This is a genomic window from Kitasatospora sp. NPDC001660 (genome assembly GCF_053596725.1).
Map to the genome: position 1 here is coordinate 122,360 of NZ_JBSFGU010000012.1, position 19,396 is coordinate 141,755.

A 19,396-nucleotide genomic window follows, 5' to 3' on the forward strand; every position below is an offset into this window, starting at 1 on the left:
CGGAGTCAGGGCGTGTGCGGAACTCCCGTTCGACGGGTGGGATGCGGGCGGGACGAAACGGGGGGATCCGGATGTTCGAGGAAGGCGAGCTGGAACGGCTCGTGACGGCCGCTCAGGCGGGGGACCCGGGGTCGATCGAGTACCTGCTGGCCAAGCTGCGGCCGATGGTGCTGCGCCGCTGCTCGCGCTTCCTGCCCCACCACGCCGACGCGGAGGAGGCCGCGCAGGACGCGCTGCTGTCCATCAGCACGCACCTGGGCGGGTACGGCGGCCGCGGCTCCTTCCTGGGCTGGGTGACGGTGATCGCCTCGAACGCCGCCCGGTCCACCTACCGCTCGATGCGCCGGCGTGCGGAGGAGAGCCACGCCGACCTCCCCGAGTCCGTCGACCCGCGCACCACCAGCGTCATCGCCGGGACCCGGCTCGACCTGATGGAGGCGCTGGCCGCGCTGGAGCAGCAGCACCCCGCCCTGGTGGAGTCCTTCGTGCTGCGCGACCTGGGCGACCTGACCTACGTCCAGGTGGCCGAGCAGCTGGACACCCCGCTGGGCACGGTCAAGGACCGTATCCACCAGGCCCGCCGCTTCATGCGCGAGCGCCTGGTCACCGGCCTGTGAACCGCGGTCCCGCGGCGGGCGGCGGCCACACCGTCGTCCGGCTCCGGTCCGCCGTCGCCGCCCTGGTGGCAGCCGCCGCGCTCGGGCTGGCGACCGGCCGGTTCGTCCTGCCACCACCCCCCGGCGCTACCGCACACCCGGCAGCGCGGTCGGGTGCCGCGGTCGACGGGGCGTCCCAGAGCGCGTCCGCTCCCGCGACGCCTGGCGGGTCCGTCCCGACGCCCGCGTCCTCGGCCTCCGGCTCCGGCTCCGGCTCGCCGACCGGTGCGACCGGGCCGGTGACGACCGCGAACCTTCTGGGACCCGCGGGGTTCAGCCCGGACGTCGGCATCGGGCAGATCCACGTCACCGACCGGTACGGCGACGGGGGTTACGCCAACGCGGCCTGCGCCGGAGAGAAGACCCTCAAGGAGACCCTGGGCGGGCCCGGTGCCCACTTCCGCGAACTGACGACCAGCCCCCGCACCGAATCAGGCGACCCCACGCCGGCCACCGACCGCGTCGACCAGGTCGCCCGCGAGGTCGCTGCCGAGGTCTCGAGTCCTTTCCTGGCGCGGAACTTCACCGAACGCCTGCTGCTGGAGGAGGAGGCCTGCCAGGAGGAACCGCCAGGGCACTGGGTCTACGGAAGGACCACGACGCTGCAGCTCGCCCCGGACGTCACCGCGAGCTGGATGGGCGTCTACCAGGGATCGCTCAACACCACCGGCAGTGCGCCCGAGGGCAAGGAGCCCTGCGGCGGCATCGCCGTGCTGCGCAGCGGCAACCACTACGGAGTGCTGGAGGTCTACGCCTGCCTGGGGACGGCCGCGATGGACCGCGTCGCCAGGACCGCTCTGTCACAGCTGTGAAACAGCCGGTCAGGGCTCCAACATTCCCTCCACCGGCGGCATCTCCCCGGTTGTACGAGGACGCAGCAGGCGTCCCGACCAACAGGGGGACCAGATGACCCAGAACCAGACCGTCCAGCAGAAGTCCGTTCGCCGCAACCGGCTCGCCGCCGCGGCCTGCTTCGCCGCCTCACTGATCACCGTCAGCGTCGTCGGCACCCAGTCGGCCACCGCCGACGCGGCCGCGCACAACACCGCGCGCCCGGCTGCGGCCGCGGTCGCCGCGCCCGGACTCGGCTCCGCCGACCTCGTCCAGAGCGAGGACTTCCAGAAGGGCATGAACCCGGTCGGCGCGACCGTCGCGCTGACCGGACGCCAGGGGCTGTCCGCGTGCTCCGGCGAGGAGACGATGCGCGACCTGACCAAGGACAAGGCCACCGCGTACGCGTCCGTGAACTGGACCTTCGACACCCACGGCATGCTGATCGAGTCGGCCGCGAGCGCCCCCACCGGGACCGCGGCCGACATCTGGGAGAAGCAGCTCGTCGCGCTCGTTCAGGACTGCCAGGACGAGCCCGCCGGCCACTGGCACTACGGTGCGGCCCACACCCTGACCGTCACCGGCGGCACCGCCCGCTGGTACCCGGCCTACAACGGCGACGGCGCCATCAGCGGCGGGACCGCGGTCCTGCGCAGCGGCACCAGGGTCGCCATCGTCGAGCTCACCGGCCAGCCCACCGACGCCCCGACCTACGTCGAAGGCATCACCACCGCAGCACTGAACCGCCTCTCCTCCTGAACGGCAGCCCGCTCCGCCCGCGCCGCCGGGTGGAGCGGGGCCCCGTCCGCAGTGTGTTCTGCGCTTCCACGCCCCGCCCCACACGTCCACCGAACGTCAGAAGTGCCGCAACAGCTCCGCGAAACCACCCAGTTGCAGCGTCGCGTCCTCGGGCCGGAGCTCCGCGTGCTCCAGCACCCAGGTGTGCTCGTGCGGGATGTAGACGGTCTTCAGCCCGGCCAGGAGCGCGGGCAGGATGTCGGACTTGGGCGAGTTGCCGATCATCCACGTCCGGTCGGCGTCCAGGCCGAGCTCGGCGGTGAGCCGCCGGTAGGTGTCCTCGTTCTTCTCGGGGACGATGTGGACGCTCCGGAAGTGGTGTGCGACGCCGGACGCGTCCACCTTCCACTGCTGCTCCTCCACGGCGCCCTTGGTGAGGAGCAGCAGGTCGTGGTGCCGGGCGAGGGCGGCGAGCGTCTCGGCGACGCCCTCGATCAGCTCGACCCGGCGGTCCGTCAACGGCCTGAGCAGCTCCACGATCCGGGCGTCGTCCCCGGCCGTCGGGACGCGGCCGTGGACCTCCTGGAGGCACTCGCGCAGGCTCAGTCGGAACACCTCGGCGCCGTACCCGAGCGAGGCCGCGTTCCGCGCCTCGATCCCGTCGAGCAGGGCCCTGGTCCCGTCCCGGCCGTCGGGGGTGACCACCCAGTCGAGGAAGCCGTCGATGACGCGCTCGAAGAGGACGTTGTTCTCCCACAGCGTGTCGTCGGCGTCGAAGACGAGCGTCTGGCCCTTGAGCGTCTGTTCCACAGATCCACCTCGTGTGTGTGCCCGGAGGCCCGACGCTACCCGTTCTTCCACGACCCGCCACTCGATTTACCGCCGCCGTGTTCACCGCCGCCGCATGTACCACCGCTGTGTACCGCCGCATGTACCGCCGCTCGATCTACCGCCGCCGTCAGACCCCCAGCAGCCGCCCCGCCCGGTCGATCGTCTCCCGGAGGTTCTCCTCCGTGGTCCGCTCCCGGGCGTCCGCCACCGAGAGCCACTCCAGCGGCGACTCCGGGTTCTCCGGCCGCACGGCATCGGGCGTCGCCGTGGCCAGCAGGAAGCGCAGGTCCGCGTGCTCGTGCGCCGGCTCGCGGGTCGAGGCGGGCACCGGCACGACGGCGACGTGCACGAGCGCCGCGTCCGGCCACGGTACGAGGTCCGTCAGCCCGGTCTCCTCCCGTCCCTCGCGCAGCGCGACCGCCAGCGGCGACGTCTCCCCTGGGTCCCCGTGCCCACCCACCTGCAACCACGCCTGCTGCCGCACGTGCCACCGCAGCAGCACGCGCTTGCTCTCCGGGTGCACGATCAACGCGGAAGCCGTGAAGTGCAGCGGCGTCCCCCGGTCCCACGCGTCCGCGGTCCCCGGCAGCCCTCGCACCCGCTCGACGTCCGCGACCTCGGCGGCCCCCTGCGCCCGGTACTCCCCGAGCAGTTCCGCAGGCCCCGTCCCACTCACCACGTCGACACCCTCCGCACTTCCACACCGTCGCGCCCAAGGCCACAGGCCTTGCCCCGCAAGCCCGTTGGCCACCTCTTTCCCCACCGTACCGGTCGCGGGCGCTCCCCCGGCCGAATTAAGTCCCGGCCGGTCAGGACCACAGGGCGGGGCCCGCCCCCACTCCTTGATCGCACCGATCGCGGGGTGGGAGGCTGGCCCATGGAACGGGAGGCTGGCCCCATCGAAGAGGACGCCGCGGCCCTTGAGCACCCGCCCGCCAACTGGCCGACGGTCGAACTGGATCCGGTACGGCGGGTGCGGGTCATGGCCGCCGCCGCGGGGGACGCCCCGATGTTCGCCGAGCGCCACTGCGCCGCGTCCTTCGACGAGGTCTGGTCGGTGGCGAGCGACCTGGAGCGCGAACTGCCACGGATGGTCACCGCACTGCGCTCCTTCGAGGTCGGCCCGGCCGCGGACGGCGGGCCGCGGCTCACCGGCCTGGCGACCAGCTCGGTCGGACACCGGGAGCGGTTCGACATCGTGCTCTCGCCCGGCTGGTGCCTGATGCAGAGCAGGGTCCTGCTCGGCGGGACGGCCGCCGCCCCCGAGGCCGGCGGCACCCGGTCCGCCCTGCGCGCGAGCCTGCGACTGCCCGGGCCGGCGCCGGCCCAGCGGCTCCTCGGCAGGCTCGTGCGCTCCCCCGCGTAGGCCGCCCCCGGCTCGCGGTCGGCCGCACACCGCACGAATCAGCCCGGCACCACGTCGACAAATCGCGGGCCGCCGGGCCGAGTTGCACAGCGCACTCGGCCCGGTCACGGCCACGCCCGCGCCTACGGCCGCGTGAACGTCACGTGCGTGACGCCGCTCGGCGTCGACACGGACTCCACCCGGAACCGCTCCTCCAGTCCCTCCAGCCCGTCCCACAGCCGCTCACCACGCCCGAGGACGACCGGGACGACCGCGACGTGCAGGTGGTCGACCAGGTCCGCCGAGAGGAACGCCCGGACGGTGCTCGGCCCGCCGCCGACCCGCACGTCCAGGCCGCCCGCCGCCTCCCGCGCCCGCCGGAGCACCTCGTGCGGAGTGCCGTCGACGAAGTGGAACGTGGTGCCGCCGTCCATCTCGACGGACGGACGCGGGTGGTGGGTGAGGACGAACACCGGCGTGTGGAACGGCGGGTTGGGACCCCACCAGCCGGTCCAGTCGTGGTCCTCCCAGGGCCCCTGCTGGGGCCCGAACTTGCGGCGCCCCATGATCTCCGCCCCGATGCCCTCGCTCCACGTGCGGGCCACGGCGTCGTCGACTCCCGCGCCGCCGCCTTCCTCCCCGTGCATCTCACGGAACGTCCGGGTCCGGAAGAACCACTCGTGGAGCCGTCCGCCGGCATGGCCGAACGGCTGGTCGAGGCTCTGCCCCTCCCCGGTGCCGTAGCCGTCGAGGGAGATCGAGAAGTTGTGGACTCGCACGCGGGACACGACGTGGCCTCCTGCCGTCAGCCGTTGCGGTGGCTCACCGCAATCACCGCTGCCGAGCGTAGCCCCGGGGGCGCCGGATCCCGGTCGCCCACGGCTCGTGGCGCCGTCGCCCGTCAACCGTCAGCCAGGAGCCACGCCACCCCCACGCCCCACCACCGCGCCGCCTCGTCGCAGGAGCGACCAGCACGTCGGCATCTTCGCCTCTCCACGGACCGCGCCATGCGACAGCCCGCCCGGGGCCCGGCGTAGCCGGCCGGGGCCCGGGCGGGCGAGAGGGCGAGGCCCTGAACGGGTTCAGGACATCCGCCCGGCGTGGCCGTCGTCGAGGTCGGCCGGCCACTGCTCCTCAGCGGCCGCGTCGCGGTTGGCCGCGACGGCGGCGGAGGCCGGGTGTGCCGGGGCCGCGACTGCGAGGGTGGCGGGTCCGCCGGTGATCACGGCCGCCACGGCTGCCTCATGCCGGGGGCCGAGCCCTTTCGCCCGATGGTCGCGGGTCAGTTCTTCGGTGCGGCACTCGCAGTCGCGTTGCTGTAGGAGCCGGCCACGATGGGCCATTCGTTCTGGTAGAGCTTGAACGGCAGGTCCTTCTCCAGCAGCGGGGTGCCGAGGATGGCGATGCGCGCCATGACGGCCCCGTTCACGTCCAGCCCGCCGTAGAGGCCGGCCTTGCCGGTGACGACCGGCTTGCCGGCGCTGGAGTCGATCGTGACCGAGCCGTCCACGGCCGCCCGCAGGTACGGCTCGACGGTGGCCTTGACCCCGGCGGTGTCGTAGAGGGCGACCGAGCCGTCGGCGACCAGGCCGGTGCGGACGTTGGCGTTGCCGTTGAAGGTGGCCTTCACCGGGGAGACGGTGGTCTTGACCGGCTCGGTGGCACTCGTCCAGCCGGTGGCCTTGGTGTAGTCGGCGTGGATGGCCCAGTCGCCGTCGATGTTCTGCGCGGTGTCGACCGTGACGGTGCCGTCGGCGGAGATCTCGGCGTAGACGGTGAGGTTGAGGGTGATCACGACGGGCACCTGGGCGACCATGATCGTGGGGGTGGCGGTGAGCTTGGCGATCGGTATCTTGACCGGGCCGGTGGAGCCGGTGAGTCCGGCGGTGACGTGCCAGTTGGCGTGCGCGCCGAGGTCGAAGCCGACCTTGGCCTGGTCGGCACCGAGGATGCCGTGGGTGCCCTGGTAGCTGAAGTCGATGCTCGGGTCGAGTTCGAGCGAGCCGGAGAGCGTGGCCTTGCCGCCGCCGGGCAGCGGGACGCTGTCGTTGGCGTCCAGCTTCAGCACGGCCGAGGCGGCGCCGTTGCCGCCGTCGGGCCGCGGCACGTAGGAGGCCTTGAGGTCCTTGAGCTGCGGGGTGACCTTGATGTTGTGCGGGTCCAGGGCGGTCTTGACCTTGGCCCAGGCCTGGCCGAGCAGCTCGGAGATGGTGGCCGGGCGGGTGCTCACCTCGACCTTCCCGGCCGCGGCCGGCTTGACGTCGGTGATCGCGAGCAGGGCGCCCTGTGGCGCGGCCGGTGTCGGCGGGCTGTCGATCAGCTGGCCGGGCTTGACCGCGGCGGTGGCCGCGGCGGAGGCCGACGGGCTCGGGCTGCCCTTGGCGGTGTCGGCGGCGGCGAGGACCACCTTGCCGGTCTGCTTGTCGTAGGAGTCCAGCTTGAGGTCGGGACCACCGGCCGCGACGGGCTGCCCCGACGGGGACGGGCTGGCCACGGTCGCCGCGGGCGTGCCCACGACGGCCGGGGCGGCCTTGGGAGTGCCCAGGGAAGTGGGCCCGGCCGACGGGTGGTCGGCGGCCGGGGTCACCAGGGTCACCTTCGAGGCGCCGGCGGGGGCAGGGCCGGCCGGAATGGGCGCGGCCTCAGCAGCTGCAGCGGAATCGGCGGACGGGGCGGACGGGACGGTCGGCGCCGTCGGGTCGCAGGCGCTGAGCGAGAGCACCACGGACGCGGCGAGCGCGGACAGCGCAACGGTGCGCATGGACATGCAGAGGGTCACCTTTGACGTAAGGCGGGCAGGAACGCAGGCGACTGCCGGCAGCTCAGGGGTGGCCGGGCCGGCAGTGGCCGCATTCGCCGTCGGCCGGAGCGTCAGAAGCTCACTCGGAAGCCGGATTCGGCGCCGCACAGGGCCGGCAGGCATCCAGCCCGGCCCCCATAAAACTAGAACCAGTAGTTTTGCCTGGGCGAGAACGTACACTAGGTCGAAAAGCGCGCTCAAACCGGGGGAGGGCCGGACCGGCACAGACAGAGTGAGGGAACAGCAGATGGGCAGACCATCGCGACCGCTGGTGACCAAGGAGCGGATCATGCAGGCCGCGCTCGACCTGGTCGACGAGGAGGGCCCTGACGCGCTGTCCACCACCCGCGTGGCCGCCCGACTCGGCGTCAAGGGGCCGTCGCTGTACAACCACATCTCCGGACGCGACGAGATCATCGACGGGATCTGCGAACTCGTCGTCGCCGAGATGGACCTCGACATGACTGTCCGCCCCTGGGCCACCGCGCTGGACACCTGGGCCCGTCGCTACCGCGCCGCCCTCGCCGCCCACCCGAACGCGGTCACGCTCTTCCGGGCCAGGCCGGCCCAGTCCCCCTCGGCCCTGAAGGGCTACGCCGACACCTTCACCATGCTGCGCGAGGCGGGGTGGCCCGAGGACCACCTGCTCCCGATCGTGCACTCGATCCAGAGCCTCATCGTCGGCACCTTGCTCATCGTGAACACACCGCGCGACCTGCTGGAGCCCGTCGAGGAGTTGCCTCCCGGACTCGACCCCCTCCTCAACCCACCGCCCCATCACCGCGACCTCACCTTCGAGATCGGCCTGGCCGCGCTGATCCAAGGCTTCCAGGACACGCTGCACCGCCTCCACGCCGATCCTGCCGCCTCCTGACGACCGCACCGACACACGCGTCCGCCGGGACCGGCACGGCCGTCCCGGCGGCCCACCAGGCGCTGACCTGCCAGGAGTTGACGAGCCTGCGGCCGGGCCCGGCCGGGCCGACGCAGGCGCAGGCTCACACTCGCGAAGGGGCATGGCCGTGCCCGGGGCCGCTTCGACCTGCCCCGGGCACGGCAGCGGGGTGTCAGGCGAGCGCGAGGCTGATCTGGTCCTTGAAGATCACCCAGCGCTGCCCGGGGTCGGCGAGGTCGCACGGCTTCGTGGAGACGTTCGGGGTCTGCCAGGTGTTGGCGAGGCAGTAGGCCGGGGCGAAGGTGAGGGTGATCTGTTCGCCCGAGACGGTCCAGTACTGGCCCTGGTCATTGGGGTTGCACAGCTTCACCGAGACGCCCGGGGTGCCCCAGGTGTTGGCGAGGCAGTAGCCCTGCGCGCCGGAGAGGGAGATCTGCTCGCCCGAGACGGTCCAGTGCTGGCCGAGGTCGCTGGAGTTGCACAGCTTCGTGGAGACGTTCGGGGTCTGCCAGGTGTTGGCGAGGCAGTAGAGGCCGGGGGTACGCGGGGCCGGCTGGGCGGTGCCGGCGGCCCCCGCCTGGCCGGCGGGCAAGATGGAGGCCGTCAGCGCCAGCGTGGCGACGGCGAGCGTCTTGCGGAATGCGATTGCCATGAGGCATTTTCCGTTCTCGCTGCAGGACGTGCGGTTCGTGCACGGCCATGAGGTGCTTTCTCAACTCGGGCCCGAGTGCATGGCAATTGGTAGCACCGATCGCCGGCGAGCCAATAGAGCCGTGCAATGCATTCACCCGAACGGGCAGTCACGGGCGGTCCGACGAGTATCGAGCGGCGTGCGACCCCGACAGACGCGTCACGCCCGGCCGCGAAGGCGCGGAGACGAACATCCGGGCGCGCGACAAAGAGTTCGCAACCAAAGTGACTCCGTCGGACCACCGGCTTACGCCCGCGCTCCCGAGCGCTCTTACCGCCGAGAGTGTGCGACCTCGATCCTGGCTTCGGACTTGGTCGTCGGCGAACCGTGCTGCGGACCCGGCCGGTTGGGGACGCGATCGGTACGCCGGTTCCGGTCCGGCCGGTCCGACGCGGCGCTACGGGCGGCGCTTCACGACCGGGCGAAGCGGCCGGGACCGTCGGACGCGTACGGCACCCACGAGCCCACTGGAGCTCGACCACGCCCGCACACCTCCCTCGCAACGACGGCCGCCCCGAAGACCAGCGCACCCCAGCAGTCATCCACCGCAGGCGTGTTCCCACGAGAGGAATCCCCGTGGCCATCGGAATCCGTCCCTCCCGCGGCTTCGCCGCCCTGGGCGCGGCTCTCCTCGCCGCAACGGCCGCCGTCCCACTGACGGCGACGCCGGCGGCGGCGACGACCCCCATCTGCCTGAGCGGCACGCTCCAGTACGACTACCGGTCGGCCGAAGCCGGCACCGCGAAGCCCACGAAGACCAAGCCGGCCCGCAACGCCAACGTCCAGCTGTGGGGTGCCGAGAAGTCCACCGACACCCCGCGCCGGCTCACCGCGGACCACCAGTACACCACCACCGACGACGGCAGCTTCAACCTCTGCTACACCCCCGAATCCACCACCCCGATGAGCAATCTGTGGGTGCGGTTCCACACCGAGAGCTCCCAGCTCTGGAAGGTCGCCGACACCACCGGCACCCCGTACACGCTGGACTCGCCGGTCCGGACCGGCATCGCCGCCAGCACCTCCCTGGGCACGCTCAAGCCCGCCGCCGGCGCCGCCCGGGCCTGGCACGCCTTCGACACCGTCAACCTCCTGTACCAGCGCCGCAACAACCCCACCGGCACCTGCTGGTCCTCCCGCGAGGCGAACAACGCCTGCACCGAACTCACCGTCCGGTGGACCGCCGGCTCGGCCGACGGCCCGTACTACGACCTGGCCGACACCGTCCACCTCTCCGCCGCCGACCCGGACTCCGAGCACACCGTGCTCCACGAGTCCGGCCACTTCCTCATGCACCGCCTGTACAACGGCTCGTTCCCGGCCGTCACCAACTGCAGCCCGCACTACGTCAACCTGGTCAGCTCCGGCACCTGCGCCTGGACCGAGGGCTTCGCCGACTCCACGGCCGCCTACCTCCTCGGCGACTACCGCTACGTGTGGCCCGACGGCAGAAGTTACCCCTTCACCTACACCACCGGCTGGAACACCGGTGACCAGGTCCAGGGCAACGTGGACGGCTCGCTGCTCGACCTGTGGAACGACGTCGACGGCGGCTGGAACGGCACCATCGCCCTGCTGACCGCGAACACCCCGTCCACCTTCGCGGACTACTTCAAGACCGACCGCCCGGCCGGCAACCTCGCCACCACCGGAAGCGCGCTCACCCACCTGGCCGCCCACACCATCGACTACGGCCCCACCATCGTCGGCGACCACCAGTACCACGGCCTCACCAACGGCGGCGGCCTCGCCCTGGAGCACGCCGGCCAGTGCGCCGACGCCACCGACGTCGTCGCCGACCTCAACACCTACGACTCCACCCACGCCTCCGAGAAGTGGAAGCTCGACCCGAACTCCGACGGCACCGCGCGGATCTACGACAGCTGCCCGACCCCCCTCACCCTCACCGCCCCCACCACCGCCGGTGCCCAGGCCACCCTGAAGTCCTTCGACTCCGCCAGCGCGTACCAGAAGTGGCAGGTCACCCAGAACGGCAGCGGCGCCCTGACGATCACCAACCCGGCCACCGGCTACGTCCTCGACAGCGCCGCCGCCGTCACCGGCGCCGCCGTCACCGTCAACCAGGCCGGCACCGCCAACACCCAGGACTGGGCCACCCTCGGCTGACCGTCCGGCAGGTGTCCCGGCGAGCACTCCGTACGGGCCCCTGTCGATGAGGTCCGTACGGAGAGCTCGCATGGTCACAGGACGGATCACCGACAGCCGAGCAGTGCCGGCAGAAGCGGCGCCTCGGCACGGACTTCCGGGACGAGCATGCCCCGCCCCGACCCGTTTGAGCCCGGCGAGGACGCCCTCACTGTCAGGTGACGATGCTGATGCCGTCGCCGAGCAGCTTCAGACCGAGGACGAAGAACAGGACGGCCATCACGGCGACGTTGTGCTGGGCGGCCCAGTCCCGCCAGGAGGCGAGGACGCTCTTCGCCCGCTCACCCATGACCAGGTACACCGCCAGCGGCGCGAGCACTCCCAGTGAGGCGATGGTGACGAAGACGGCGAGCGTCGCGATCTGCTGCCCCACGGGAATGCCGGCTGAGCTGATCGATGCGCCGGCGGCGATGGTCAACGGGGCGTTCTTGAGGTTGGCCGCCGACAGCGCGAGTCCCAGTCCCAGGATCTTGGGCGGGGTGAAGCGGTCGATCGCGGCCATCCACGTGGGCAGCTGCGCCTGGGACGGGTCGGTGGGACGCCTGCGCCACTGGCGGGCGCCGAACAGGGCCAGCAGCAGACCGAGGGCGAGTTTCAGGGCTCCCACCCAGGTGGCAGGGTGCTTGTGGGTGTCGCCGCCGCTCGTGCCGCCGACCGCGAGCATGACCGCGCCCAGCAGGGCGAGCCCCAGGCCCCAGCCGACGGCGAAGAGCGGGCCGTTGAGGCGTCCGCGCGGCGTGGCCAGGATGAGGATGATCGCCACGATGGGCAGCGGGCTGACCGCGACACCGGCTGCCAGGCCCAGCACATCGCCGACTGCGTGTCCCAATGCGACCTCCACGCGGGTAGCCGATCGTGCCGTGTCAGGGAGCCGGCTGCCAGGCCCGTCGGGTGCTGCGCCGCGCGAGGTGCGCGCCGGGTGCGTCCCTGTCGTCCATCGTCAGGGGGCATCGGCCCCGGAGCGCGGTGTCCGCGTCGAACGGGTGAGTGGCGGCGTGCCGAGAACAGCAGGAAGGAGGGCTGCTTCGTCCTGGGCGCGCGCGCCGGCCCGGACGTGCCTACGGTGGGGTCCGGAGGCAAGACATGGCAGCGACTACCGCACGCCCGGTACAACAGCTGAGGACGCCAAGAGCAGCGGGCGCGGTCGGCATCGTCGTCGCCGTCCTGCTGGCGACCGCCATCGTCCTCGTCCGCGTCGTGTTCCCCGCGCTCCCGCCCACCACACAGCAGTGGCACGCCGGCTCCTCCGGCCGGGAGGCCCTTCGGTGGGCACTGGCCCTGCTGCCGTTCACCGGCATCGCCTTCCTGTGGTTCATGGGCGCGCTACGGGCCTACGTCGGCACGGCCGAGGACAAATTCGTCGCCACCGTGTTCCTCGGCAGCGGCGTGCTGTTCGTCGCGACCCTGTTCGCTCTGGCCACGGCGGCCGGCAGCATGCTCGACGTCACCGAGGCGCAACACGGCGCACCGCAGCCGCAACTGTGGCAGTACGGCCACCACTTCACCTACACCCTGCTCTCGAGCTACTGCATGCGCATGGCCGGCGTGTTCACCCTCTCGACCACGACGATCGGCCGACTCCTGCGACTGTTCCCCCGCTGGCTCATCTGGCTCGGCAACGCGGTCGGCCTCGTCCTCCTCTTCGTCGTCGCCAACGTGCGCTGGTCCGAACTCGTCTTCCCCTTCTGGGTCCTGGTGGTCAGCTGCCACATGCTCACCACCCCGCGCGAGGCCGGGTAGCCCCCGCCCAAGCCCATCCCCGTCGAAGGCGAGGCCGGCAAGGACACCCTTTCGAGGGTGCCGTGCGGCCGGCGACGAGAGTCGCATCTCGGAGGGCGCAGGCGCGGGAGGCGTCGGATCGAGCGGCCACCGGCTCCGGTCCGGCATGAGCCTGGTCACGACGCCCCGGGTCTCCCCTACGGCTGATCGTAGAAGTGTTCCCCCGGCCCTGAGGGGCATGAGGCCGCCCGGCGGGGGTGTCCGTCACTACCGTGCGTCGTAGCGGGAGGGGGTTGCCAGGAGTTCGATCGCTCGCTAACAATGCCGGATACCCACAGTACGACCGGCCGAATTCAGCACTCGGTGCAACCGGCAGAACTCGGGGGGGCCGACGTTCAGAGGTACACATGACAGCCCTTGGCCCACGATCCAGCCACCGCCGCCCACCGCCCCGTCGCGGTCGGCGGCGCGTGCTCCCCGCCACGGCGGCCGTGCTGCTGTGCTCCGCCGCGGCCGTGGCCGGCACTGTCGTGCTGGAGGCCGGCGGTCACACCCCGGCGGTGGGCGGTGCGGTGGCCGCGGCGACCGGCCGGGTGGCGGACTTCCTGGACTACTTCACCGGGGTCTTCACCCTCCTCGCGCTGACCGGCGCCGTGGTGGGCGGTCTCGTCGCCACCGACCGGCTGGTGCTCACCCCCCGGCTGCGCGTCGCCGTCCAGTCGGTGCACCGGGCGACCGCCATCACGGCACTGGGCTTCCTGGGCACGCACATCGCGGTCAAGGTCCTGGAGCGCCACGCCGCGCCCCAGACCGCGGTGCTCCCCTTCAGCGGCGGCGCCACCTTCGCGGTCGGCCTGGGCACCGTCGCCGCCGACCTGCTCGTGCTGATCGCCGCGACCGGCGCGGTCCGCGGCCGGTTCGCGGGCGGTCGCCGCCCCTGGCTGTGGCGCGTCCTGCACACGACGGCGTACGCGTGCTGGCCGGTCGCCATCGCGCACGGGCTGGCGGCGGGCCGACAGGCGCACACCTGGGTGGTGTGGAGTTACGGGCTGTGTGCGGCCGTGGTGGCGCTCGCGCTGCTGGTCCGCGCCCTCGCCTTCGCCGGCCGTCGCAAGACCGACGCGCGGCACCGACGCGGCCTGAAGGCGTACCGACCCGCCACCCAGCCCGCTGCCGCTCTCGCCCACCTGTCCACCCCGGCGCCGGCCGCGAAGCCGGTCCTCCGGCCCGCGCGGGCGCTCCGAGCGGCCGGGCCGCCCGGGTCCGCGGTGCGGGGCCTGGCCAAGTCGGGGGGTGTCCGGTGAGCCTCACGCTGGAGCTGCCCCAGGTGCGGCAGCTGGGTCCGGCACGCCTGACCGCCGGCCTCGACCGCCACCCGCGGCTGGACCTGACCGCACACACCAGCGTCCACGGCCCGCTTCCCCGCCTCGACCGGGACGCCCTGCTGACCGTGGCCGACCGGACCGAGCTGCACGGCCGCGGCGGCGCCGGCTTCCCGTTCGCCCGCAAGGCGCGGGCCACACTGGCCACCGCCGACCGCACCCGCACCCGGCCGGTCGTCGTGGTGAACGGAACCGAGGGCGAGCCGCCCAGCGCCAAGGACCGGATGCTGCTCGCCCGCGCGCCGCACCTCGTCCTGGACGGCGCCTGCCTGGCCGCGGCCGCGTTCGGGGCCGAGGAACTCGTGATCGGCGTCGCCGCGGCCGGCCCCGGGGAGGTATCGATCCCCGCCGCCCTCGCGGAGCGCACCGACCTCCCGTGCCCGGCCCGGATCGTGTGCCTGCCCGAACGCTTCGTCTCCGGGGAGTCCGGCGCCCTGGTCCGGGGCATCAACGGCCGGCCGGCCCTGCCACCGCCCGTGAAGTCACGGGCGGCCGACGGCGGAGCGGGGGGCGTGCGCCGGCGCCCGACGCTGCTGGCCAACGCCGAGACCTGGGCGCAGCTCGCCGTCGCGGCCCGCATCGGCCCGGCTGCCCACGCCTCGGTCGCCACCACCGAGCCGGGGACCGCCCTGCTGACGGTCAACCGGACGGGAGCCGATCAGCTGGTGGTCGAGGTCCCGCTCGGGACCCGACTGGGAACGGTGCTGGAAGCCTGCGGTGTCGCACCGGGCGACGGAGTGCTGGTGGGCGGCTACCACGGCGCCTGGCTGCACCCAGGAAGAGCCGTGGACGCACCGCTGTCGCGCGCCGGGCTCGCGGCTCTCGGCGGGACGCTCGGCGCGGGTGCGATAGCCGCGCTCCCCGCCGAGGTCTGCCCGCTCGGCGAGATCGCCCGGGTCTCGGCCTGGCTGGCGGCGGAGTCGGCCGGGCAGTGCGGTCCGTGCAAGCGCGGGCTGCCGACCGCGGCCGAAGCCCTCGCGGCCCTGGCGGCCGGTGGCGGCGGCTCCGGCGCCCTGGAGAAGGCACGCCTCGCCGTCACCACGGCTCAGGGCGGTGGCGCCTGTTCCCACCCGGACGGTACGGCCCGGTTCGTGCTGTCCGCACTCGACGTGTTCGCCGCGGACGTCGACGTGCACGTCTCCGGGGCCGGCTGCGGACGCCCGGTGCACGGGGTGCTGCCGATCCCGCCCGGCAACGAGGCCACGCTGGAGGTGGACTGGTCCCGATGCACGGGTCACGGACTGTGTGCCGTGCTCGCCCCGGACCTGGTCCGTCTCGGCCCGCACGGCTACCCCGCGTCGACCAGCATGCCCGTCGCCCCCTGGCAGGAGCACGGGGCCCGCCGAGCGGTGAACCAGTGCCCCGCACTCGCCCTACGGATCCGCCACCGCGGCTGACACCCGGCCACGTCGCAAGTCCCTTCCTCCGCAGGCGACTTGCGGGACCTCTGCGGCAGGTTGATCCTGAATGTGAGGCATGCCCACCGCCCAAACGGGCCGAGCGCAGACGGCTGCGGGGCTCGGCGCCCGCGGCCCCTGCGGGGAGCGGCGCGGCCAACCGCGACCCCGAGCGCTTCAAGGACCCCGACCGTTCGATCCCGACCGCAAGGACAACGAGCACCTGGGTTTCTACACCGGCATCCACTACTGCTTCGGCGCCCCGCTCGCCCGCATCGAAGCACAGCTCGCCCTGCCCGAACTGTTCCGCCGGGTCAGGTTCTCCCGGCTGCTCGGGATCCGCCGCCCTACCGCACCAACGCCGTACTGCGCGGCCCGCGCCACCTTCCCGTGGCCATCGAGGGCCTGACGGCTTGAGCACCGCTGAAGGAGGATCGGCCGACACCGGCCCCGGGCGAACCTGGAGGCAGCATGGCTCCCCCACCGATCCGCTTGCTTCTCGCCGACGTCGACGGCACGCTCGTCACCCAGGACAAGGTCCTCACCGAGCGGGCCGTCGCCGCGGTCGAGAACCTGCGGCAGGCCGGGATACTCTTCGCCGTCACCAGCGGCCGCCCGCCGCGCGGCATGTCCATGCTCATCGAGCCGCTCGAACTCAGCACGCCGATCGCGGCGTTCAACGGTGGGCTGCTCGCCCGCCCCGACATGTCGGTGATAGAGCAGCAAGTCATACCCGACGACGTGACGCCGGCGGTGATCGAGCTGCTCACCGCCCACGGGATGGGCGTATGGATCTACCGGGGCGCGGACTGGCTGGTCCTGGACGCCCAGGGACCACACGTGGCCCGCGAGTCCTGGACGGTCCGGTTCGACCCGACGCCCGTCGACAGCTTCGCCCCGGTCTCGGACGGCGTGGCCAAAGTCGTCGGGGTGAGCGATGACCACGACGCGGTCCAGAGCGCGGTGGCAGCGGCCCGCGAGCGGTTCGGCGACCACGTGTCGGCGGCCAGATCTCAGCCCTACTACGCCGACATCACCCACCCCCATGCCAACAAGGGCTTCGTGGTCCGCCACCTGTCCAGGGCCTACCGGATCCCTGCCGACGAGATCGCCACGATCGGCGACATGCCCAACGACGTGCTCATGTTCGCCCACTCGGGACTCAGTATCGCCATGGGCAACGCGAGCCATGAGGTCCAGCGGGCCGCCCGCCGTGTCACCACGACCAATGAGGACGAGGGCTTCGCCAACGCGGTGGAGCGGTTCATCCTGCCTTGACCCCGACGCTGCCAAGGCCGACGACAAGGAGTGCCATGACCGCACCGGTGAGCACCGCCGCTGATGTCCTGGTGATCTTCGGCATCACCGGAGACCTGGCCAGGAAGATGACCTTCCGGTCCCTGTACCGCCTGGAGCGCCGCCGGTTGCTCCAGTGCCCGATCGTCGGCGTGGCCCGCGACGAGTGGTCCGCCGCGGCCCTGCGGGATCACGCACGCCGCGCCATCGAGGGCACCGGCGAGACGATCACCGAGGACGTGTTCCAGCGGCTCGCGGAGCGCCTGTCGATGATCTCCGGCGATTTCGGGGACCCGAGGACCTATGACCGCGTAGCCCGGGCGATCGAGGCCCGGCGGACTCCGGTCTTCTATCTGGAGATCCCGCCGTCGCTGTTCGGCCGCGTGGTCGAGGGTCTGGCCGGTGCCGACCTCACCGGTCGGGCCCGGGTCGTCGTGGAGAAGCCGTTCGGCCACGACCTGGCGTCGGCCCGGGCACTGAATGCCCAGCTGCGCGGGCTCCTGCAGGAGCGGCAGATCCTCCGCATCGACCACTTCCTCGGGAAGGAACCGTCCCTGGACATCTTGTTCCTCCGGTTCGCCAACTCCATCTGGGAGCCGCTGTGGAGCCGCGACCGGATCCGGTGCGTGCAGATCACCATGGCCGAGGACTTCGGCGTGGAGGACCGGGGCCGCTTCTACGACCCGGTCGGTGCGCTCCGCGACGTCGTGCAGAACCACCTGCTCCAGCTCGTCGGGCTGTTCGCCGCCGAGCCGCCGGGCACCGCCGCCGACGGCCTGCGCGACAAGCGGGTGGAGGTGTTCCGGGCCATCCCGTCGGCGGACCCGGGGCACTACGTCCGCGGCCAGTACGACGGGTACCTGGCCGTACCGGGGGTGAGCCCGGACTCGCAGACCGAAACCTACGCCGCGCTGCGCTTGGAGATCGACAACTGGCGATGGTCGGGCGTCCCGATCTTCATCCGGGCCGGTAAGGCCCTCCCGGAGCGAGTCACCGAGATACGGGCCGTCTTCAAGCCGCCGCCCAGGCTCGCGTTCGCGCCGACGTACGCGCCGGACCCGAACGAGCTCGTCCTGCGGATCGACCCCGACCCGGGTATCGACCTGATCGTGCAGGCCAAGCAGCCCGGCGCCCGGGCAACCCGGACGGTGGACCTGTCGCTGATCTTCTCCGAGGAGCTCGGGGAGGCCCCGGAGCCGTACGAGCGGCTGCTCGGCGACGCCATGGAAGGGGACTCCAGCCTCTTCACCCGGGAGGACAGCGTCGAGGAGACGTGGCGCATCGTCCAGCCGCTGCTGGACGCCCCGCCCCCGGTGGAGCCGTACACGTCGGGATCCTGGGGGCCGGCCGGCGCGGACAAGCTGCTCGTCGGCCACCCGCAGTGGCGCGACCCCTGGCTCCACTCCCGCGCCGTGAGCCGACACCGTGTGCAGGTGGACACGCCGGACGGAGCCGACTGAAGCGCCCGAGGAGGCCGTCAGACGTCCCCGGGCTCCTCGCCCGGCCGGCACCGCCATCGGCAAGACCACCCTGACCGGCTGGGCGATCGAGGCGAAGGCACCGTCCACCGCGGTTGCCGACCGCGACGCCTAGGACGGGGGCGGGTTCTGCGCAGGGGCATCGGCACCCCCGCGGCGCAGCGTTTCGAGGGATGCACCGCGTCGGCGCCGTACGAGTTCCCGCAGGGTGCTGACGTTGCGGTAGCCGACCCGGCCGGCGATGGCCTCGGCGCTGAGCGTGGTGGTGCGCAGGAGGAAGGTCGCCTCGTCGAGTCGGATGTCCTGGACGAAGTCCAGGGGTGATCTGCCGAGGACGGTCTGCGCGGTGCGCTGCAGCGTGCGCTGGCTCACGCCGAGCGTGCGGGCGGCTTCGGCCAGCGGGGGCGGGTCGGCCAGGTGGGCGCGCGCCCATCGTTCGAAGGCGGCCATGAGCGGGTCCGCCTGGGCCAGCTGGGTGGGAAGTGCGAAGGCGGCCTGCGAGGGCCGGTCGCCGATCAGCAGGTAGCGGGCGACGAGGCCGGCGAGGGCGGGGCTGTGCCGCTGCACCGCCCACAGCGCGAGGTCGATGTGGGCGAAGGCCGCGCCCGCGGTGGTGACCGGGCCGTCCTGGATCAGCGTCCGCGAGTCCTCCAGCACCACAGCCGGGTAGCGTGCGCGAAAGGCGGGCCCCAGCCACCAACTCGTCGTCGCACGCCGGCCTTCGAGCGTGCCCGACTCGGCCAGGAAGAACGCTCCGCTGCACGCGGCGGCGAGCGGGGTTGCGGAGGCGGCGCAGGCCGCGGCGAGGTCGAGCAGCCAGGCGTTCGCGGGCTCGCGGACCGCTGCGACCACCCGGTCGGGGGCCTGGAAGCCCACCGCCGGCATCAGCAACAGGTCGATCCCGTGCGGGAGTTCCGCGGCCGGAACGGTCGCCAGGCTCAGCCCGTTCCCGGTGCGGACCTGCGGTCCCGCGCCGGTCACGGTGACCGAGAACGGCGGTGCGCCACCGTCCCTCATGCTCAGCGAGTTCGCCGCGCCGAGTACGTCCATGATCGCCGAAAGCCCCGTGTCGAAGATGCCGTCGACTGTCGCCATCACTATCCGCATGGCGCAAACGGTACTCGAAACGTCGTTTCCGCCGCTCGTGGCGGATCGACCACGGCCCTAATGT

19 protein-coding genes and 1 pseudogene are annotated in these 19,396 nt (G+C 72.5%); 12 read left to right on the top strand and 8 right to left on the bottom strand.

The annotated features are described in order from the left end of the window. Positions 1-71: 71 nt before the first annotated feature. From ACWCXH_RS15960 to ACWCXH_RS15970, 3 genes are all read left to right on the top strand, one after another. Positions 72-617 carry an RNA polymerase sigma factor gene (locus ACWCXH_RS15960; RefSeq protein WP_449802026.1) on the top strand — a complete coding sequence of 182 codons (546 nt, stop codon included), beginning with the start codon at positions 72-74 and terminating at the stop codon, positions 615-617. Beyond that, the gene (locus ACWCXH_RS15965; RefSeq protein WP_449802027.1) at positions 614-1,468 is read left to right on the top strand and encodes a hypothetical protein; all 855 of its coding nucleotides are present in this window, start codon (positions 614-616) and stop codon (positions 1,466-1,468) included. The genes ACWCXH_RS15960 and ACWCXH_RS15965 overlap by 4 nt, the downstream gene beginning before the upstream one ends. A gap of 94 nt (positions 1,469-1,562) precedes the next feature. After that, positions 1,563-2,246, top strand: coding sequence for a hypothetical protein (locus ACWCXH_RS15970; RefSeq protein WP_449802028.1), 684 nt, complete (start codon positions 1,563-1,565; stop codon positions 2,244-2,246). 96 nt (positions 2,247-2,342) lie between these two features. Here the strand turns inward: ACWCXH_RS15970 and ACWCXH_RS15975 are convergent, their stop codons facing one another. Then, positions 2,343-3,035, bottom strand: coding sequence for an HAD family hydrolase (locus ACWCXH_RS15975; protein WP_449802029.1), 693 nt, complete (start codon positions 3,033-3,035; stop codon positions 2,343-2,345). Between the two features lie 148 nt (positions 3,036-3,183). Next, positions 3,184-3,735, bottom strand: a complete 552-nt coding sequence (locus ACWCXH_RS15980) for an NUDIX hydrolase (protein WP_449802030.1) — start codon at positions 3,733-3,735, stop codon at positions 3,184-3,186. A 198-nt stretch (positions 3,736-3,933) separates the two neighbouring features. Here ACWCXH_RS15980 and ACWCXH_RS15985 point away from each other — a divergent pair, with 198 nt between their 5' ends. Continuing rightward, positions 3,934-4,422, top strand: a complete 489-nt coding sequence (locus ACWCXH_RS15985) for a hypothetical protein (protein ID WP_449802031.1) — start codon at positions 3,934-3,936, stop codon at positions 4,420-4,422. Between the two features lie 122 nt (positions 4,423-4,544). Here ACWCXH_RS15985 and ACWCXH_RS15990 read toward each other — a convergent pair whose 3' ends face one another. From ACWCXH_RS15990 to ACWCXH_RS16000, 3 genes are all read right to left on the bottom strand, one after another. Further along, positions 4,545-5,189, bottom strand: coding sequence for a dihydrofolate reductase family protein (locus tag ACWCXH_RS15990; RefSeq protein ID WP_449802032.1), 645 nt, complete (start codon positions 5,187-5,189; stop codon positions 4,545-4,547). A 294-nt stretch (positions 5,190-5,483) separates the two neighbouring features. Continuing rightward, a complete protein-coding gene (locus ACWCXH_RS15995) occupies positions 5,484-5,636 on the bottom strand; it encodes a hypothetical protein (RefSeq protein ID WP_449802033.1) in 153 nt (50 codons plus the stop codon). 47 nt (positions 5,637-5,683) lie between these two features. Continuing rightward, the gene (locus tag ACWCXH_RS16000) at positions 5,684-7,168 is read right to left on the bottom strand and encodes a hypothetical protein (RefSeq protein ID WP_449802034.1); all 1,485 of its coding nucleotides are present in this window, start codon (positions 7,166-7,168) and stop codon (positions 5,684-5,686) included. Between the two features lie 280 nt (positions 7,169-7,448). On the opposite strand from ACWCXH_RS16000, the gene ACWCXH_RS16005 reads away from it, so the two are divergent. After that, the gene (locus ACWCXH_RS16005; protein ID WP_449802035.1) at positions 7,449-8,075 is read left to right on the top strand and encodes a TetR/AcrR family transcriptional regulator; all 627 of its coding nucleotides are present in this window, start codon (positions 7,449-7,451) and stop codon (positions 8,073-8,075) included. A gap of 193 nt (positions 8,076-8,268) precedes the next feature. Here ACWCXH_RS16005 and ACWCXH_RS16010 read toward each other — a convergent pair whose 3' ends face one another. Further along, positions 8,269-8,748, bottom strand: coding sequence for a ricin-type beta-trefoil lectin domain protein (locus ACWCXH_RS16010; RefSeq protein WP_449802036.1), 480 nt, complete (start codon positions 8,746-8,748; stop codon positions 8,269-8,271). A gap of 615 nt (positions 8,749-9,363) precedes the next feature. Here ACWCXH_RS16010 and ACWCXH_RS16015 point away from each other — a divergent pair. Continuing rightward, entirely contained in the window at positions 9,364-10,914 is a 1,551-nt protein-coding gene (locus tag ACWCXH_RS16015; protein WP_449802037.1) for an RICIN domain-containing protein, read from the top strand. Between the two features lie 193 nt (positions 10,915-11,107). Here ACWCXH_RS16015 and ACWCXH_RS16020 read toward each other — a convergent pair whose 3' ends face one another. Beyond that, positions 11,108-11,782 (bottom strand): GAP family protein, encoded by a 675-nt coding sequence (locus tag ACWCXH_RS16020; protein ID WP_449802038.1) that lies wholly within the window; start codon positions 11,780-11,782, stop codon positions 11,108-11,110. A gap of 254 nt (positions 11,783-12,036) precedes the next feature. On the opposite strand from ACWCXH_RS16020, the gene ACWCXH_RS16025 reads away from it, so the two are divergent. From ACWCXH_RS16025 to zwf, 6 genes and pseudogenes are all read left to right on the top strand, one after another. Continuing rightward, a complete protein-coding gene (locus tag ACWCXH_RS16025) occupies positions 12,037-12,693 on the top strand; it encodes a hypothetical protein (protein WP_449802039.1) in 657 nt (218 codons plus the stop codon). Between the two features lie 449 nt (positions 12,694-13,142). Further along, the gene (locus ACWCXH_RS16030; RefSeq protein ID WP_449802040.1) at positions 13,143-13,976 is read left to right on the top strand and encodes a hypothetical protein; all 834 of its coding nucleotides are present in this window, start codon (positions 13,143-13,145) and stop codon (positions 13,974-13,976) included. Continuing rightward, entirely contained in the window at positions 13,973-15,451 is a 1,479-nt protein-coding gene (locus tag ACWCXH_RS16035) for an NADH-ubiquinone oxidoreductase-F iron-sulfur binding region domain-containing protein (protein WP_449802041.1), read from the top strand. Before ACWCXH_RS16030 ends, ACWCXH_RS16035 begins: the two co-directional genes overlap by 4 nt. A 152-nt stretch (positions 15,452-15,603) precedes the next feature. Beyond that, positions 15,604-15,868 (top strand): annotated as a pseudogene (locus tag ACWCXH_RS16040) (cytochrome P450); the annotation flags it as partial. A gap of 54 nt (positions 15,869-15,922) precedes the next feature. Then, entirely contained in the window at positions 15,923-16,729 is an 807-nt protein-coding gene (locus ACWCXH_RS16045; RefSeq protein ID WP_449802042.1) for a Cof-type HAD-IIB family hydrolase, read from the top strand. A 35-nt stretch (positions 16,730-16,764) separates the two neighbouring features. Beyond that, positions 16,765-18,207: a glucose-6-phosphate dehydrogenase gene (gene zwf, locus ACWCXH_RS16050; protein WP_449802043.1), complete on the top strand. Its 1,443-nt coding sequence runs from the start codon at positions 16,765-16,767 to the stop codon at positions 18,205-18,207. 129 nt (positions 18,208-18,336) lie between these two features. Here the strand turns inward: zwf and ACWCXH_RS16055 are convergent, their stop codons facing one another. Beyond that, complete coding sequence (locus ACWCXH_RS16055; protein WP_449802044.1) at positions 18,337-19,332, bottom strand: GlxA family transcriptional regulator; 996 nt, start codon at positions 19,330-19,332, stop codon at positions 18,337-18,339. Positions 19,333-19,396 lie beyond the last annotated feature (64 nt).